This is a genomic window from Alcaligenes faecalis, from assembly GCF_009497775.1.
Taxonomy (GTDB): Bacteria; Pseudomonadota; Gammaproteobacteria; order Burkholderiales; family Burkholderiaceae_B; genus Alcaligenes; species Alcaligenes faecalis_D.
This window is the reverse complement of sequence record NZ_CP031012.1, coordinates 282,242-299,611: the sequence shown is the minus strand read 5'-3', so window position 1 is coordinate 299,611 and position 17,370 is coordinate 282,242. Positions and strand designations below refer to the sequence as shown.

The window sequence follows — 17,370 nt, the reverse complement described above, 5'->3', positions numbered from 1 at the left end:
ATTCTTCCCACCTCCTGACCCGTGGCAAACAAGTCCCACTTTGACTGCGCCATAGGCGGGCAGAATGGTACACAATGCCTTCCAAGCCTTTCGTGCTGGAGTCTTGATGACACAAACTGAGATCACGCTGGATACTCGCGGCCTGCCCGCACCCGAGCCGTTGGAGCATTGCCTGGAAGCACTGGCCGAACTGGCTCCCACCCAAGCCTTGCTCATGTGGCTGGATCGAGAGCCCTTCCCTTTGTATGAGATCCTGCGACGCAGTGGTTTCAGATATCACGGCACACACCAGGAAAACGGCTTTCAGCTCATCATCCGCAGGAACTAAGTCTATGCAACGCGCTTTATCGCTGGATCAGTCGCCCTCTTTGTCACTGACCCTGCCCCTGTTTGCGAACGTCCCATTTTTTGGACTGCTGGCCGCCATACTGGCGCTCTATAGCGGACCGGAATTATTCAACTCCCGCTGGCACCCGGCTACCTTGGCCTTGACCCATGCCTGGACCTTGGGAGTCGTGGGCAGTGCCATGTTTGCCTCTTTGGCGCATATTCTGGCGGTGGCCTGTAATGTGCGTCTTCAAGTATCACGCGGTCGGGCTCTGGTTTTTTGGGGCTTGCTCAGCGCTGGCACCCTATTCCTGATGACGGGCTTTCTTAGCTGGCAAAGCTGGGCTTACACACTGGCAGGCTTTTGTCTGGCCCTTGCCCTGGGTGGCTATCTGCTGACTGTCGTGCTGGCCTTGTGGCGCTCTCGGCGCGATATCTTTCGCGGCGCCAAAGAGATTGTTGCTCCTATCCGCCTGGCTTTGCTGGGGCTGCTGCTGACCGTCTCAACGGGGCTTGCCATGCTGATCGCTCTGGCAAGCGAACAAGCCGTCGCCAATCTGCTGAGCCTGCACGTAATGATGGGTGTGGCCGCTTGGGCCGGCTTGCTGCTGATTGCCATGTCCTTCCAACTGCTACCTATTTTTCAAATCACCGAACTCTACCCGGCGCCTCTAGTACGTTGGTTACCTTGGGTCATCGGTGCATTGTTGATCGCGCAATGGGGCCTGGCTTCTTTGCCTGGCTCCTGGCTACCTGTACGTGATCTGGTCACCTACCTGATCTTTCTAAGCTACGGCTTGTGGGCAGTGATTAGCTGGGCACGACTCTGGAAACGCAAACGTCCAACAGCCGGAGCCAGCACCTTGTTCTGGTACAGCTCCTTAAGCAGCCTCTTGATTGCTGTCCTTTTGAACTTCTGGGCCCACAGTCCCACCGCCTCCAACGCAGAGCTGGCCATAGGAGTCTTGCTGATCATGGGAGCCTTGGGTTCCGTCGTCTGTGGAATGCTCTATACCATCGTGCCTTTTCTGCTTTGGCGCGAGGCCCAGGAGCATGTCAGCATGGATACCGACAATACCGAGCACACCCGTGCCCTCTTGCGTCTTATCCCCAAGACTGCCAACTACATTCCGGCATCCACCGCCCGCGTGCATTGGGCTTTGCATAGCCTGAGCCTGGTGCTTTGGACGGGGGCAAGCTGGGGTATCGAATCTTTTGCGTGGGTGGCAGCCCCTGCCTTGCTGTTGTCCTTTGCAATTCTGTCCTGGAATCTATGGACAGCCTGGCAGCGTTATCGCCATAGCCTGCGTGCTATTCGCGCGTATCAGGCAGAGCACCATATTGCCGCAAAGCCGCACTGTCCAGAATCGTAAAATTACGTCGCTGAACCCGAATCAGATCCCGGTCCATCAAATCACGCAAGGTACGCGATAAATGCTCCGGGGTCAGATTCAGACGAGAAGCAATCACGGACTTGCCTACATCAATCCTGAAGGGAACCCCCTCTTCACCTGGCCATTCTTGCAAGAGATAACTGACCAGCCGCTGCACACCATTTTGCAACGTGTAGGCTTCCAGCTCGCCCATCAGGCGATAAAGCCGCTCGCTTAAACCAGCCAGCATAAGGCGGGCAACATCACTGCCTTTTTCCAACTGCTCCATCAAGGTATCCCTGTTGATGTGCAGGAGCAAAGAATCCACCAAAGTCTGAGCCGTCACAATGTAATTACGGCCCATGAACATCAGCGCCTCACCGAATCCCTCTCCGGGCCCAACCAAGCGCACAACGCGCTCGGATCCTGTGGACGAGACAAATACCAGCTTCACCCGACCATAGACCAGCATGTGAAAGCCCAAACAAGGGTCGCCACTGTGAAATAACGTCGTCCCACGCAAGGCGTGCACTTCCTGAGTGCCTTGGGCGATAGGCTCCAGTTGCTCCGGTGGTAGCTCCTTGAATATGGGCAGATGAGCCAACTGAGCCTGTATACGTTTCCAACGCCCAGGCCCTTCGCCCTGCACTAGCCTGGAGTCCGACAAATCTTCATTGCTTGCCTGCGAGGCCGAGTCTTGAGCCGCCATATCTTTTCCATAAGCCAAATAAAACCATAGCTAGACTGACATACTCCTTTCCCTCTTGTTCAGATTAGCTCGGCGCCTGATTGATACACGTCAAACAGTTAAATCGAGGTTTTGGAGAGGAGGTAAAAAGACAGTCAGAACTGCTAGTTCAGCATGACTTAGGAACAAATCCAAGCAAGAAGCGGTCAAATTTGACCATGTTAGAGGTAGGGAATATTAAGGGGTGGAGTTGATTGGAAGCGGCTACGTTTCCAAATCGACTTCGATTCTGAATCGGTGCGATAGGCCTTCTCAGGCCTCATAGCTGCAACAGCAAAAAGGAAACTGAGTAGGAATTTCAGGGAGGGGTCAGGAGAGGAGAAGTACAGGTAGAAGAAGCAGATCGAACACCAATCTGGTCTTGTCCTATTGGATGCCATCGCTAAAAAGAATTGAGCAGGGCTGGAGTACAAACAGCCAGTGAACCACCGGTTAGATGAAGCCGCAGGTTCCAGCCTGCATTGGCACCACCTAGTGGCAACCAGCTGCCAACCCGCGTCTAAAGTATGGCGGAGCCAAGATAAATAAAAGAAGCAGCCTCAAGCTGCACATCAGCAGCTAACGCTAGGCACACCCATAGTAAGACTCCCCCACCCTGCAGATAGAAGTAATGGCTGATTGAACATCAATCCCATGGTGTAGGGAGCGTACGCAATAACCAACTCAATAGGTTTGGGCCAATAGGCGTAGTAAAAAAAGAATGGAAGGTAAGCGGTGCCCAGAACGGGCCAGGAGGGATGGCTGTAGTGTAAACCGGGTGAGGTAATCCAGAAGCCAGGGGGGGTGGCGGTGCGCCTAAAGTGCGTGATCCACGGGTCAGGCAATCACGAGCATCTGCTCTTGCCTGTCGCCTGTGTGTTAGCGACCCATAAAACAAAACCCCCGCAAGCGGATAGCTTGCGGGGGTTTTGAGGAATAAGAGCTTGACGATGACCTACTTTCACAGACGTCCGTCCACTATCATCGGCGCAAAGGCGTTTCACAATCCTGTTCGGGATGGGAAGGTGTGGGACCACCTCGCTATGGTCGTCAAGCGTAACTGGTTGCCGAGTCGTCTTTAAGGGACGCCCCAGCCAATTGGAAGAAGCACACCGCTAGCGATCAGTACGGATCAGCTAGCAGCGGTTACGAAGGTGTCGAGCGCGGGTTGCGCTGCACTTCAATATTACGTTCTGTGGTCAACAACTTAACTCACTACAACCTCAAGGGTTATAGGATCAAGCCACACGGGCAATTAGTACTGGTTAGCTACATGCATTACTGCACTTCCACACCCAGCCTATCAACGTCCTGGTCTCGGACGACCCTACAGGGAGGTCAAGCCTCCGGGATATCTAATCTTCAGACGAGTTTCCCGCTTAGATGCCTTCAGCGGTTATCTCTTCCGTACGTAGCTACTCGGCAATGCCATTGGCATGACAACCGATACACCAGTGGTACGTCCACTCCGGTCCTCTCGTACTAGGAGCAGGCTCCGTCAAATATCCAACGCCCACGGCAGATAGGGACCAAACTGTCTCACGACGTTTTAAACCCAGCTCACGTACCTCTTTAAATGGCGAACAGCCATACCCTTGGGACCGGCTACAGCCCCAGGATGAGATGAGCCGACATCGAGGTGCCAAACACCGCCGTCGATATGAACTCTTGGGCGGTATCAGCCTGTTATCCCCAGAGTACCTTTTATCCGTTGAGCGATGGCCCTTCCATACAGAACCACCGGATCACTATGTCCTACTTTCGTACCTGTTCGACTTGTCAGTCTCACAGTCAAGCACGCTTATGCCATTGCACTATCAAGACGATTTCCGACCGTCTCTAGCGTACCTTCGAACTCCTCCGTTACACTTTAGGAGGAGACCGCCCCAGTCAAACTGCCCACCATGCACGGTCCCCGATCCCGATAAGGGACCTAGGTTAGAACCGCAAACAGACCAGGGTGGTATTTCAAGGATGACTCCACGCGATCTGGCGACCACGCTTCAACGTCTCCCACCTATCCTACACAGGCCGGTTCACAATCCAATGCAAAGCTACAGTAAAGGTTCATGGGGTCTTTCCGTCTAGCCGCGGGGAGATTGCATCATCACAACCATGTCAACTTCGCTGAGTCTCAGGAGGAGACAGTGTGGCCATCGTTACGCCATTCGTGCAGGTCGGAACTTACCCGACAAGGAATTTCGCTACCTTAGGACCGTTATAGTTACGGCCGCCGTTTACCGGGGCTTCGATCAAGAGCTTGCACCCCATCACTTAACCTTCCGGCACCGGGCAGGCGTCACACCCTATACGTCCACTTTCGTGTTTGCAGAGTGCTGTGTTTTTAGTAAACAGTCGCAGCCACCGATTCACTGCGGCCTCTTCATGCTTTGTGCGCAGGCACATCACACTAATGAGGCATACCTTCTCCCGAAGTTACGGTATTAATTTGCCGAGTTCCTTCTCCTGAGTTCTCTCAAGCGCCTTGGAATATTCATCCCGTCCACCTGTGTCGGTTTGCGGTACGGTCTCGTAGAGCTGAAGCTTAGAGGCTTTTCTTGGAACTGCTTCCAGTTAGTTTAGAGCCGAAGCTCTATCCAGTCACACCCTTGAATTACGCACCCGGATTTGCCTAAGTGCCTTCTATGATGCGCCAACGGGGACATCCAACACCCCGATAACATTCTGCAATCCGTCCCCCCATCGCACTCTACGACGGTGCGGGAATATTAACCCGCTTCCCATCAGCTACGCATCTCTGCCTCGCCTTAGGGGCCGACTCACCCTGCGCCGATGAACGTTGCGCAGGAAACCTTGGACTTACGGCGAGGGGGCTTTTCACCCCCTTTATCGCTACTCATGTCAGCATTCTCACTTCCGATACCTCCAGCATTCCTCACGGAACACCTTCACAGGCTTACGGAACGCTCTCCTACCATGTGTACTAAAGTACACATCCGCAGCTTCGGTCTATGGCTTAGCCCCGTTACATCTTCCGCGCAGGACGACTCGATCAGTGAGCTATTACGCTTTCTTTAAAGGATGGCTGCTTCTAAGCCAACCTCCTGACTGTCTATGCCTTCCCACTTCGTTTCCCACTTAGCCATAGTTAGGGACCTTAGCTGGCGGTCTGGGTTGTTTCCCTCTTGAGTCCGGACGTTAGCACCCGGTGCTCTGTCTCCCGTACTGTACTTGCCGGTATTCGGAGTTTGCCATGGGTTGGTAAGTCGCTGTGACCCCCTAGCCATAACAGTGCTCTACCCCCGGCAGTAATATACGAGGCACTACCTAAATAGTTTTCGGAGAGAACCAGCTATCTCCAGGCTTGTTTAGCCTTTCACTCCGATCCACAGCTCATCCCCTAATTTTTCAACATTAGTGGGTTCGGTCCTCCAGCACGTGTTACCGTGCCTTCAACCTGGCCATGGATAGATCGCCTGGTTTCGGGTCTACACCCAGCGACTGAATCGCCCTATTCGGACTCGCTTTCGCTACGCCTCCCCTATTCGGTTAAGCTTGCCACTGAATGTAAGTCGCTGACCCATTATACAAAAGGTACGCAGTCACACCACGAAGGTGCTCCTACTGTTTGTATGCATACGATTTCAGGATCTATTTCACTCCCCTTCCGGGGTTCTTTTCGCCTTTCCCTCACGGTACTGGTTCACTATCGGTCGATCACGAGTATTTAGCCTTGGAGGATGGTCCCCCCATATTCAGACAGGATTTCACGTGTCCCGCCCTACTTGTTCGATGCTTAGTTCCACGTACTGAATTTCGCCTACAGGGCTATCACCTGCTACGGCTGGACTTTCCATTCCATTCGACTATTCAATACGCTAAAACATCCAGGCTGGTCCGGTTTCGCTCGCCACTACTTCCGGAATCTCGGTTGATTTCTTTTCCTCGAGTTACTGAGATGGTTCAGTTCACTCGGTTCGCCTCCACATGCCTATGTATTCAGCATGGGATACCGTATTACTACGGTGGGTTTCCCCATTCGGACATCTACGGATCAAAGCTTGTTTGCCAGCTCCCCGTAGCTTTTCGCAGGCTACCGCGTCCTTCATCGCCTGTGATCGCCAAGGCATCCATCATATGCACTTATTCGCTTGATCCTATAACGCTTGATGCTGTTATAGGAATATGAGTATACGTTGTTGCCGTTCATCAATCCTTAGCTGTCATCCAATCCGAAGATCAGACAACGTCTATATTTTTGAGAACTTTCGTTGAACATAATTTGTTCTGTTGCAATCACAACCCGTGTATTGTCATCACAAGGCGAAATTCGCTTTGCGTTTATTAGACAACACACCTTCGTTGTGCTTCTTCCTAATTGTTAAAGAGCAATTCGTGGGTTGCATAACCCAACGAGCAGTATTCTTTAAAAAGAACACTCTTCGTTGAATCTAGCGCCAGGTCAACCGCTGTTGTCCTGTGCCCTATACTCTGTCATGAACCTTGCTGTATCGACAACCAACCACAAAAGCGGTGGTGGAGGATGACGGGATCGAACCGACGACCCCCTGCTTGCAAAGCAGGTGCTCTCCCAGCTGAGCTAATCCCCCGAGGTAATCGTTGGTGGGTCAAGTTGGAATCGAACCAACGACCCCCGCCTTATCAAGACGGTGCTCTAACCGACTGAGCTACTGACCCATCTATCACCAGTGGGCGATACCTTCAATGGTCATGACATTAACTAACAGCCAATAAGTGTGGACGCTTTCGCTTTGCGAGCCATTCGCTCTAAAAGGAGGTGATCCAGCCGCACCTTCCGATACGGCTACCTTGTTACGACTTCACCCCAGTCATGAATCCCACCGTGGTAAGCGCCCTCCTTACGGTTAGGCTACCTACTTCTGGTGAAACCCACTCCCATGGTGTGACGGGCGGTGTGTACAAGACCCGGGAACGTATTCACCGCGACATTCTGATCCGCGATTACTAGCGATTCCGACTTCACGCAGTCGAGTTGCAGACTGCGATCCGGACTACGATCGGGTTTCTGAGATTGGCTCCCCCTCGCGGGTTGGCGACCCTCTGTCCCGACCATTGTATGACGTGTGAAGCCCTACCCATAAGGGCCATGAGGACTTGACGTCATCCCCACCTTCCTCCGGTTTGTCACCGGCAGTCTCATTAGAGTGCTCTTGCGTAGCAACTAATGACAAGGGTTGCGCTCGTTGCGGGACTTAACCCAACATCTCACGACACGAGCTGACGACAGCCATGCAGCACCTGTGTTCCGGTTCTCTTGCGAGCACGGCCAAATCTCTTCGGCTTTCCAGACATGTCAAGGGTAGGTAAGGTTTTTCGCGTTGCATCGAATTAATCCACATCATCCACCGCTTGTGCGGGTCCCCGTCAATTCCTTTGAGTTTTAATCTTGCGACCGTACTCCCCAGGCGGTCAACTTCACGCGTTAGCTGCGCTACTAAGGCCTAACGGCCCCAACAGCTAGTTGACATCGTTTAGGGCGTGGACTACCAGGGTATCTAATCCTGTTTGCTCCCCACGCTTTCGTGTCTGAGCGTCAGTATTATCCCAGGGGGCTGCCTTCGCCATCGGTATTCCTCCACATATCTACGCATTTCACTGCTACACGTGGAATTCTACCCCCCTCTGACATACTCTAGCTCGGCAGTTAAAAATGCAGTTCCAAGGTTGAGCCCTGGGATTTCACATCTTTCTTTCCGAACCGCCTACACACGCTTTACGCCCAGTAATTCCGATTAACGCTTGCACCCTACGTATTACCGCGGCTGCTGGCACGTAGTTAGCCGGTGCTTATTCTGCAGATACCGTCAGCAGTACCTCGTATTAGGAGATACCTTTTCTTCTCTGCCAAAAGTACTTTACAACCCGAAGGCCTTCATCATACACGCGGGATGGCTGGATCAGGGTTTCCCCCATTGTCCAAAATTCCCCACTGCTGCCTCCCGTAGGAGTCTGGGCCGTGTCTCAGTCCCAGTGTGGCTGGTCGTCCTCTCAAACCAGCTACGGATCGTTGCCTTGGTGAGCCTTTACCCCACCAACTAGCTAATCCGATATCGGCCGCTCCAATAGTGAGAGGTCTTGCGATCCCCCCCTTTCCCCCGTAGGGCGTATGCGGTATTAGCCACTCTTTCGAGTAGTTATCCCCCGCTACTGGGCACGTTCCGATATATTACTCACCCGTCCGCCACTCGCCACCAAGAGAGCAAGCTCTCTCGTGCTGCCGTTCGACTTGCATGTGTAAAGCATCCCGCTAGCGTTCAATCTGAGCCAGGATCAAACTCTTCAGTTTAATCTCTGTGGTTGTCCCGTCTTGCGACGAGACCGATTGTGTCTCAAAGAAAAATTCAGAGTTACACAAGGTAATTCTTCATCTTTCGTTTGTGAGCACTTGATACAAACTTGTGGCGATCCCCGAAGGGTTCGACTCGCTCATTCCAAGCGCCCACACTTATCGGCTGTTAATTGTTAAAGAGCAATGACAGTTGCCTGTCGTTCTACTGACTAACCCGGCTGGCTCGTCGCGCTTGGCGCTTCGTGCCTTGCTGTGTTAGCAGCAGAGAAACGAGATTATGAAGCAGATCAGGCAGTGTGTCAAGCGTTTTTTTTGAAGAAGTTAGAAAGTTTTAAAACTGTCTAACTCGTCCCGCTTAAACCAGAACTTTCGTTCCGAACTACCTGATGAACAATCAACCGTGAGGCTAACCATCCAACTTCACAAACAAGGGTAAATTTTCAAATCCGTTTCAACCTTCGAAACCGCTTAAAAACTTAACGTTGCGTTCTCTGGAGCAGAACCTAGAACTTTAACACAGAATTTTCTGATTTGTCAAGCTCCGGGTTTTACGCCGTGTCAGTTACCTGACTCAGTCATTCAAGCTTCGGTGCGGGCCTCTTGGCCAAGGCGGTGAAACTTGTCTAACTACTCTCTGTCGCGCTTCAGGGAAAACCCTGTGTGTGCTGCAGCGAGAAAAGAACTATAGCACGATGATTTTCGACTTGGCAAGTTTTTTACCTGAATATTTCATGTAAAAGAGATGGTTTACAGTGATTTTCAACTTAGCTCATTGTTATATATAAGAAATCCAAAATGAAACCAAATGATACCGAAATAGCCATATCTCGTTCATAGCTGGAGGGACACCAGAACTGGCAGGTGAAACGCCAGAATACCCCATCGCAGAACGGGTCGATTCCGGGCTTTTCCTCCCCGGCTCAGCATCGATTCTCTTGTTTCTCACTGAACTCCCGCCCCAAAAGTGTTTTCACAGACAGACAGACAGACAGACAGACAGACAGACAGACAGACAGACAGACAGACAGACAGACAAGATAAGATAAGAATGCAGTTGCGATCCTGGGGAAGGCTGAACAAAGACTCGGCTATCACCATGGGCCGCTAATCTAGAACCTGGTCTACAACACTCTATATATAGAGAGCCAGTCATGCCTTTATATATAGAGGAATACCAATCGCCCTACTTTTGACCGACAAGCCCCTCTCTATATAGAGACACCCCATCCAGGCAGATAGGTAGGCGACCTCTCCCCTATTACAATAGGCGGACAAATAACTCTGTATGCAGACTATGGCCCGCTCATCTTCTCAAGCCCCTGCGGCACAGCTCAGCCTGATTGGTGAAGAAATACTCTCCGGCAATCTCCTGACCGAGAACATCCTGACTCAAGCTGCCCGCCTTCCCAGCGACTGGCGTGCAACCTTGGATCGCCCGGAGCTGCAAGACATATTGGCAACTCTGGCCAAATGGTTGGATAAGGAGTGCCAGGATGGTGCCTCTATTTACCCGGTCGCCCCTTTCCGCGCGCTGGAACTGCTGCCATTGCAGAAAGTCAGCGTAGTGATTCTGGGCCAGGATCCTTATCACGGTCCCAATCAGGCACAGGGCCTGTCATTTTCAGTGCCTGACACCTGCCCGGCTCCACCCAGTCTGCGCAATATCTTTAAAGAGCTGGAGCTGGAATATCCCGACACCGCTTTGCCAAACAGCCATGATCTGAGCAACTGGGGCCGACAAGGTGTCTTGCTATTGAATACATCGCTAACAGTAGAAGACGGTTTGCCTGCCTCTCACGCCAAGAAAGGCTGGGAGCAGATTACTGACTCCCTGCTGATGAATCTGGCTCAGCAAAGTACGCGTCCTATTGTTTATATGTTGTGGGGTACTCATGCCCAGGCCAAAGAGGCTTTGATTCAGCAGCACTCCCAGCAGCCCTATCTGATTTTGAAGGCCAATCACCCTTCCCCCTTGGCTGCGCGCCGCCCCCCTGTGCCTTTTATTGGTTGCGGTCATTTCCAGCAAGCCAATGAGTGGCTCAAAGGGCAAGGCGCCGCCCCCATACAATGGTTTGCCACTGGCGCTTGACCATCCGTTACCCTTACCTGATCCAGAACCATGCCTTTAAGCCCTGCCAATCCAGAATTAAGCTCTCAAGAACAACATGCTCTTTGGTCGAACGAACTGCTCGAACAATACGCCTGGCAATTTCAGGGGGAAACGCCATTTGCCGTCCCCTCAAGCAGCCTGCCCTTGCTGGACGAGTTATTCAAGTTTGTGAACGAGACCATCAAGGACTCTTTTGACCGCTCTTTATTCTGCTGGACTGATCTCAAGCAAGACAGCAAAGGCCTGACAGCCTGGTATTTGGGCGTCGAAGATTACGACGAAGTGCTAGAACCTTATATAGAGAGCCTGTCTGCCAAGGCCCTGGCTCAGAATGATGCGGTGAAAAGCCCACCATCCAAGTAAACCACCCAGTTGCCATTGATGGCATGATCAAAGAGCCGTTAAAGGCTCTTTGGTTTTCCACCCGCTCTGGAACCTGAAGCCAAAACAGACGGGCGTGAATCAACAGCGCCTGAAATCCTGGCAGGCATAAAAAAAAACCGGCGCCAAGGCCGGGTTCTTCACATAAAAGCCAAGTCTTACGAAGACCCGTTCTCTTATCCTTAAGGTTGCACGCCTGCAGCGTGTGCCTGCTGATCTGCGTGATAGGACGAACGCACCATGGCACCAACAGCGGCATGGGTAAAGCCCATTGCATAGGCTTCGCGTTCAAACATCAGAAACTCATCAGGTGTCACGTAACGCATCACGGGCAAGTGGTGGCCTGATGGTTGCAGATACTGGCCAATGGTCAGCATATCAATATCGTGAGCACGCATATCGCGCATCACTTCCAGAATCTCTTCGTTGGTTTCACCCAGACCAACCATCAAACCGGATTTGGTTGGAATGTTGGGATGCAGCTTCTTGAACTCTTGCAGCAGTTTCAAGGAGTGGTGGTAATCCGAACCGGGACGCGCTTGCTTGTACAAGCGAGGTACCGTTTCCAGGTTGTGGTTCATCACATCAGGAGGGCAGGCATTCAGAATGCCCAAGGCACGGTCCAGACGTGCGCGGAAGTCCGGCACCAGCACTTCAATCGTGGTGGTGGGCGAATGCTCACGCACCTGACGAATACATTCCACAAAGTGGGCAGCGCCACCATCACGCAAGTCGTCACGGTCTACGGAGGTAATCACCACGTAGGACAACTTCATGGCACCAATGGCTTTGGCCAGGTTGGCGGGCTCGTTCTCGTCCAGCGGATCGGGACGACCGTGGCCCACATCACAGAATGGGCAACGACGTGTGCACTTGTCACCCATGATCATGAAGGTGGCCGTGCCCTTGCCAAAACACTCCCCGATATTGGGACAGGAAGCTTCTTCACACACCGAGAACAGCTTGTGCTCGCGCAGTGTTTCCTTGATCTCGTAGAAACGGGAGTTCGGTGCAGCCGCCTTCACCCGAATCCAATCAGGCTTTTTCAAACGCTCTGCCTGCACGACCTTAATAGGAATGCGCGAGGTCTTGGCCTCGGCCTTCTGCTTTTGCGTTGCGTCGTATTCGACAACGCGAGGGCGCACAGTAGGTTTGGAATCGACGGACGTATCTGTAGGGGTGGTCATAGGCGTCTAAATAGAAAAACAGCGTGCGGGCAGCATCACTAAACGATGGGCGCAGTGGCCAATTGTAGCCCCTTCGCTTTACAAGCGCCTAGAACAAGGGCGATAGTTTGTACCAGACCCCTCTAATATAGAGGTCGACTTAACGATGCAGCAACACCCGAAAATAAAACCTGCACATACTATAAGTACGGAGACTTACATGTCACAAGAGCACCCCGCCGATCCCGTCCTGCTGGAACAGCATCAGGGACTGGCCCGCATCACCTTGAACCGGCCCGCCAAGTACAACGCGCTGTCTGAAGAAGTGTTGGACTCTTTACAACACATTCTGGACAAGCTGGCCCAGGACCCCAGCTTGCAGTGCGTCATTATCCAGGCGGAAGGCAAGGCCTTTTGTGCCGGGCACGATCTGAAACAGATGCGCTCCAAGCCCGAGCACGACTACTACCGGGATCTGTTCAGCCGCTGCAGTCGCGTCATGCAAGGTGTGCTGGCCTTGCCCGTGCCGGTGATTGCTCGCGTGCAAGGGTTGGCCACCGCAGCGGGCTGTCAGCTGGTTGCTACCTGCGATATGGCTGTAGCCACCGAGTCCACTCGCTTTGCGGTTTCAGGCATTAACGTTGGCCTGTTCTGCTCCACCCCCGCTGTTGCGCTGTCGCGCTGCGTGCCGCCCAAAGCCGCCATGGAAATGTTGATGACGGGCGAATTCATCAGCGCCCAACGTGCTCAAGAGTTGGGGCTGATCAATTACGCCGTAGCCGAAGACCAGCTGGATCAAACCGTACAGAAACTGGCCGACAGCATCATGGCCAAGAGTCCGGTTGCCGTCCGTGCAGGCAAGGCCATGTTCTACCGCCAGCGCAGCCTGGCTATTGAACAAGCCTACGACTACGCCGGCCAGGTCATGGCTGACAATATGATGAGCCATGATGCCTGCGAAGGCATTGACGCCTTTATCGAAAAACGCGCGCCGCAATGGAGCGGAACCTAAAACGGCGCGTCGTCCTGATCAATAACGATATTTGAGACTGGGCATCGCGTTATGCGGTGCTCAATAAATCCCCAGACCAGCCACTCAGGCGCTAACAAGCTGGCTACGTTGGGCCAGTGCTTGACTTAAATACGTGCATAGATACTGCGCGGCTTCGTCCATAGAGACGTTAATGCCTTGCGAGCACATGTCCGTCGTTTGCAGTCCTTCATAGCCACAGGGATTGATGCCGCTAAACGGGCTTAGATCCATGCCTATATTCAAGGCCAGGCCATGGTAAGAGCGGCCATTGCGAATCTTGATACCCAGTGCGGAAATCTTGGCCAGCTCCTGGTTTGTCGCCCCTTGCGGCACGTACACGCCCGGCGCTCCCGGCTTGCAGCAAGCGCCCTCAACGCCAAAATGCGTCAGACAGGCAATCACCGCCTCTTCCAGCAGGCGCACGTATTCTTTGACGTATAACCCTACCCGGCGCAGATCAAACAGGCAGTACACCATCAACTGCCCAGGGCCGTGGTAGGTAATCTGCCCGCCCCTGTCGGTTTGCACCACGGGGATGCCACCGGGATTAAGCAGATGTTCCGGCTTGCCGGCCTGTCCTTGAGTGTAGACAGGTGTGTGCTCGACAAGCCAGATTTCATCAGGAGTCTCTGGCCCGCGCTGCTCGGTGAAGTCGCGCATTGCCTGCCAGATGGGTTCATAGGCGCTAGGCCGCTCAAACCACTTGATACGAACTGAGTCGGACATGAACGCCTGATCCCTGCTTACATCACCACACGCACCAGATGGTGCGCATGCAGGGCACGGTAAAGGTTATCCAGCTGCTCGCGCGAGACAGCGCGCACGGTAAAGGTCAGGCCCGTGTAGTTGCCTGCCTTGCTGGGACGCACCTCAATCGTGGCAGCGTCAAAACCTGGATCGTGTTCCAGCACAATGGCCAGCAATTCGTCTTGCAGGGTGTCGTGGGTCTGGCCCATGACTTTGATAGGAAAGTCACTGGGGTATTCGATCAACGATTCTTCGGGGGAAATAGTCATGCTTGCTCCGCAGCCTTGATGGCCTTGTCATAGCCTTCACGTAATTTGGCAAAGACAGGGCCGGGTCGTCCGTCACCGACGGGCTGACCGTTAAACACAACGATGGGCAGCACCTCTTTGGTAGCTGACGTCATCATAATTTCGTCGGCAGTGTCGACCTCTTCACGAGAGATCTGACGCGCCTGAAAAGCTATGCCCGCCTGGGCGGCCAGCTCTTCCATCAAACTGTAGCGAATCCCTTCCAGGATCAAATTGTTGCGCATGGGTGCCAGCAAGGTGCCGTCGCGCACAATCCAGATATTGCAGGAGGCCCCTTCGGTCAGAAAACCATCTCTGAACTGAATGACCTCGTCCACACCGGCTTCGACTGCCTGCTGCTTGGCCAACACATTGCCCAGCAAGGAAACGGATTTTATATCGCAACGTAGCCAGCGTTCATCTTCAATGGCCACCGCCTTCAAACCCGTTTCTCGTTCTTGCTGCACACGCTTGAAGGGCGAGACCATGATGAAGATGCTGGGCGCCACATTGCTGGGGAAGGCATGTTCGCGCTTGGCAACGCCTCGGGTCACCTGAATGTAGACCATGCAATCGGCACCACGGCCCGAACGGGCCAGCATATCCAGCACCAGCTTTTCCCATTCACGACGGGTAAAGGGGTTGGTGATGCCTACTTTTGCCAGGCTGCGCTCCAGACGCCCCAGGTGTCCATCGATACGAAAAGGTTTCCCGTGATAAGCAGGCACGACATCGTAGATGCCGTCGCCAAAGATGAAGCCACGATCCAGTACCGAGATCTTGGCTTCGCCCAAGCGCACGAAATCGCCGTTCAAATAAACAATACTGTCGGGATCAATGCCTGCAATCATAGGTTCAGCCTCGCACCAAGGGATTACTCAAACATCAAGCGCACTTTGTCGGCCATACGACCAAAAAAGCCTGCCTCGGGCACATCTTGCAGCACCAGCAAAGGCTGCTCGGACAGGACTTTGCCATCCAGGGACAAAGTCAGTGTACCGACCTTGTCACCCTTGCTCAACGGGGCCAGCAAAGGCTGGGTATAGTTGGCAACGGGCTTGATCTCCGAAGACTTGCCGCGAGGCACCGTCAGCCACAAGGCACCTTCGGTACCCAGGCCCACGTTCTCGACTTCACCCTCCCAAACACGGGCGGTGACAGCAGGATTGCTGGCGTCATACAGCTTGACCGTTTCAAAGTTCTGGAAGCTCCAGTTCAGAAGCTTCAGGCTGTTTTCTGTACGGGCGGCGTCGTTCGCTGTACCCACGACAACCGACACCACACGACGACCGTCGCGCAGGGCGGTCGACACCAGACAGTAACCCGCCGATTGGGTATGGCCAGTTTTCAGGCCATCAACCGTGTTGTCCAGCCAAAGCAGGCGGTTACGGTTGGGCTGCTTGATATTGTTGTAGGTGTACTCTTTTTGGCTGTAGTAGTGCAGATACTGGGGAAAGCGGGCAACCAGTGCCGCGGACAACACCCCCAGATCGCGTACCGAGGTCAGATGATCAGGATCAGGCAGGCCGGTGGAATTCTTGAAATGCGTCGCCGTCAGACCCAGCTTGGCGGCTTCTTCGTTCATCAAGGCGGCAAAAGCACCTTCGCTGCCAGCAACAGCTTCAGCCAGAGCGACAGAAGCATCGTTACCCGACTGCACGATCACGCCTTGCAGCAGATCATTCACTGCCACTTGCGAGTTGACCTTCACAAACATGCGCGAACCTTCGGTGCGCCATGCCTTGTCCGAAATCACAACGGTTTGGTCCAGCTTCAGGCGACCGGATTCCAGAGCATCAAAGACCAGGTAAGCCGTCATCAGCTTGGTCAGGGAAGCAGGCTCGACCCGCTCGTTCAGCCCTTCTGCAGCGATGATCTGGCCACTATTAACGTCCATGGACAACCAGGCACGGGCCGTCAGGCCAGGTGCGGGCACCACGGACAAATCACCCGGCAAGGCAGGCGTCTGAGCGCCAAGCACTTGGGCCGATTCTGTCGGGGCAGGGGTTTGAGTTTGTGCCTGAGCCACCATAGGCAGCGCCAGGGCAAGAGCCACCACACAACGGGAGAGGACCGGAGATGCAAATTTTTGAATAGAAGTCATGGGAAAAATCGATTGCTTTGACAGTGGCGGAAAGAACCCATTATGGCAGAGCCATCTGGGCCTGTGAGGGGCAAGGCCCCTGAGTCTGAGCAGGAAAACGCAACGATTTGAAAGCAAAACCCGGCTTAGGTTCCAAGCCCGGCCAAATGACGGCTAACCAGCTCGCGCAGCTGAATCAGCTTGCCATGAAAAAAGTGGCCGGCGTCGGGCAGCACCACCATGGGCAGTTGATGCTCACGCGCAAAGTCCATGCCTTCCGACAGGGGAACAACATCGTCGGTTTCACCGTGTACTAATAAGGTATCGGCAGGAGGGCTGACATCCCGAAATCGGAAACGATTGACTGCCGTGCCGGTCAGGATGAAAGCACTGGGCAAAGGTGCCTGGGCTTCTTGCAGGCTGGCATACACTTGAGCAGCGACCGCGGTGCCAAATGAAAAACCGGCCAACATGGATGGGCCGGAACTCCACTGCGGGAAATGCGATGGGAATTGCTCAATCAGGGCCAGCATATCGGCGGTTTCGCCACGGCTGCTATCGAACTCCCCAGCAGATTTTCCGACACCACGGAAATCGGGGCGTACTGCCAGCAAACCATGTTGAGTGGCACTGCGCGACAAGGTGGTCACGACTTTGTTATTGCGTGCTCCACCATGCAAAGGGTGAGGATGCAGCAACAAGGCCCAACCCTTGGGCTCGCCTGCTGGCCAGTCCAGAGCACAGTCAATAACACCGGCCTGGCCGGAAAATTGGATTGTATCTACGCGTTCAGACATGCTCAGATCAAATATCACATAAGATTACGTTTAACTCATCCAGTGTA

General features: G+C 53.5%; 12 protein-coding genes, 2 tRNA genes and 3 rRNA genes. 5 read left to right on the top strand and 12 right to left on the bottom strand.

Annotated elements, in window-relative coordinates:
- Window positions 1-106 precede the first annotated feature (106 nt).
- On the top strand, window positions 107-328 hold the full coding sequence (locus tag DUD43_RS01355) for a DUF2249 domain-containing protein (protein WP_228125864.1): 222 nt from the start codon (window positions 107-109) through the stop codon (window positions 326-328).
- A gap of 4 nt (window positions 329-332) precedes the next feature.
- A complete protein-coding gene (locus DUD43_RS01350; RefSeq protein ID WP_153228827.1) occupies window positions 333-1,700 on the top strand; it encodes a hypothetical protein in 1,368 nt (455 codons plus the stop codon).
- Here the strand turns inward: DUD43_RS01350 and DUD43_RS01345 are convergent.
- From DUD43_RS01345 to DUD43_RS01320, 6 genes are all read right to left on the bottom strand, one after another.
- The gene (locus DUD43_RS01345) at window positions 1,639-2,409 is read right to left on the bottom strand and encodes a Crp/Fnr family transcriptional regulator (protein ID WP_153228826.1); all 771 of its coding nucleotides are present in this window, start codon (window positions 2,407-2,409) and stop codon (window positions 1,639-1,641) included. The two genes, DUD43_RS01350 and DUD43_RS01345, sit on opposite strands and share 62 nt — an antisense overlap.
- Window positions 2,410-3,369: 960 nt before the next feature.
- Window positions 3,370-3,482 (bottom strand): 5S ribosomal RNA (gene rrf, locus DUD43_RS01340).
- 179 nt (window positions 3,483-3,661) lie between these two features.
- Window positions 3,662-6,545: ribosomal RNA gene (locus tag DUD43_RS01335) — 23S ribosomal RNA — on the bottom strand.
- Window positions 6,546-6,922: 377 nt separating this feature from the next.
- A tRNA-Ala gene (locus DUD43_RS01330) sits at window positions 6,923-6,998 on the bottom strand.
- Between the two features lie 11 nt (window positions 6,999-7,009).
- Window positions 7,010-7,086, bottom strand: a tRNA-Ile gene (locus tag DUD43_RS01325).
- A gap of 93 nt (window positions 7,087-7,179) precedes the next feature.
- A 16S ribosomal RNA gene (locus DUD43_RS01320) occupies window positions 7,180-8,716 on the bottom strand.
- Together the 16S, 23S and 5S rRNA genes with 2 tRNA genes alongside form the textbook arrangement of a ribosomal RNA operon.
- 1,297 nt (window positions 8,717-10,013) lie before the next feature.
- Between DUD43_RS01320 and DUD43_RS01310 the strand changes: the two genes are divergently transcribed.
- Both DUD43_RS01310 and DUD43_RS01305 read left to right on the top strand, forming a co-directional pair.
- Window positions 10,014-10,808, top strand: a complete 795-nt coding sequence (locus tag DUD43_RS01310; protein WP_228125863.1) for a uracil-DNA glycosylase — start codon at window positions 10,014-10,016, stop codon at window positions 10,806-10,808.
- A 30-nt stretch (window positions 10,809-10,838) separates the two neighbouring features.
- Window positions 10,839-11,192, top strand: coding sequence for a hypothetical protein (locus DUD43_RS01305; protein WP_153228823.1), 354 nt, complete (start codon window positions 10,839-10,841; stop codon window positions 11,190-11,192).
- A gap of 200 nt (window positions 11,193-11,392) precedes the next feature.
- On the opposite strand, the gene lipA is transcribed toward DUD43_RS01305, so the two are convergent.
- On the bottom strand, window positions 11,393-12,397 hold the full coding sequence (gene lipA / locus DUD43_RS01300; RefSeq protein WP_021447088.1) for a lipoyl synthase: 1,005 nt from the start codon (window positions 12,395-12,397) through the stop codon (window positions 11,393-11,395).
- Window positions 12,398-12,596: 199 nt separating this feature from the next.
- Here lipA and DUD43_RS01295 point away from each other — a divergent pair, with 199 nt between their 5' ends.
- Complete coding sequence (locus tag DUD43_RS01295) at window positions 12,597-13,388, top strand: enoyl-CoA hydratase (protein ID WP_153228822.1); 792 nt, start codon at window positions 12,597-12,599, stop codon at window positions 13,386-13,388.
- An 84-nt stretch (window positions 13,389-13,472) separates the two neighbouring features.
- Here DUD43_RS01295 and lipB read toward each other — a convergent pair whose 3' ends face one another.
- The 5 genes from lipB to DUD43_RS01270 form a co-directional block, all read right to left on the bottom strand.
- Window positions 13,473-14,135 carry a lipoyl(octanoyl) transferase LipB gene (gene lipB / locus DUD43_RS01290; protein ID WP_153228821.1) on the bottom strand — a complete coding sequence of 221 codons (663 nt, stop codon included), beginning with the start codon at window positions 14,133-14,135 and terminating at the stop codon, window positions 13,473-13,475.
- Window positions 14,136-14,152: 17 nt separating this feature from the next.
- The gene (locus DUD43_RS01285; RefSeq protein ID WP_153228820.1) at window positions 14,153-14,425 is read right to left on the bottom strand and encodes a DUF493 family protein; all 273 of its coding nucleotides are present in this window, start codon (window positions 14,423-14,425) and stop codon (window positions 14,153-14,155) included.
- Window positions 14,422-15,294, bottom strand: coding sequence for a D-amino acid aminotransferase (locus tag DUD43_RS01280; RefSeq protein ID WP_153228819.1), 873 nt, complete (start codon window positions 15,292-15,294; stop codon window positions 14,422-14,424). The genes DUD43_RS01285 and DUD43_RS01280 overlap by 4 nt, the downstream gene beginning before the upstream one ends.
- Window positions 15,295-15,317: 23 nt before the next feature.
- Complete coding sequence (locus DUD43_RS01275; RefSeq protein WP_194273427.1) at window positions 15,318-16,547, bottom strand: D-alanyl-D-alanine carboxypeptidase family protein; 1,230 nt, start codon at window positions 16,545-16,547, stop codon at window positions 15,318-15,320.
- Window positions 16,548-16,672: 125 nt separating this feature from the next.
- Entirely contained in the window at window positions 16,673-17,323 is a 651-nt protein-coding gene (locus DUD43_RS01270; protein ID WP_194273426.1) for an alpha/beta hydrolase, read from the bottom strand.
- Between the last annotated feature and the right edge of the window lie 47 nt (window positions 17,324-17,370).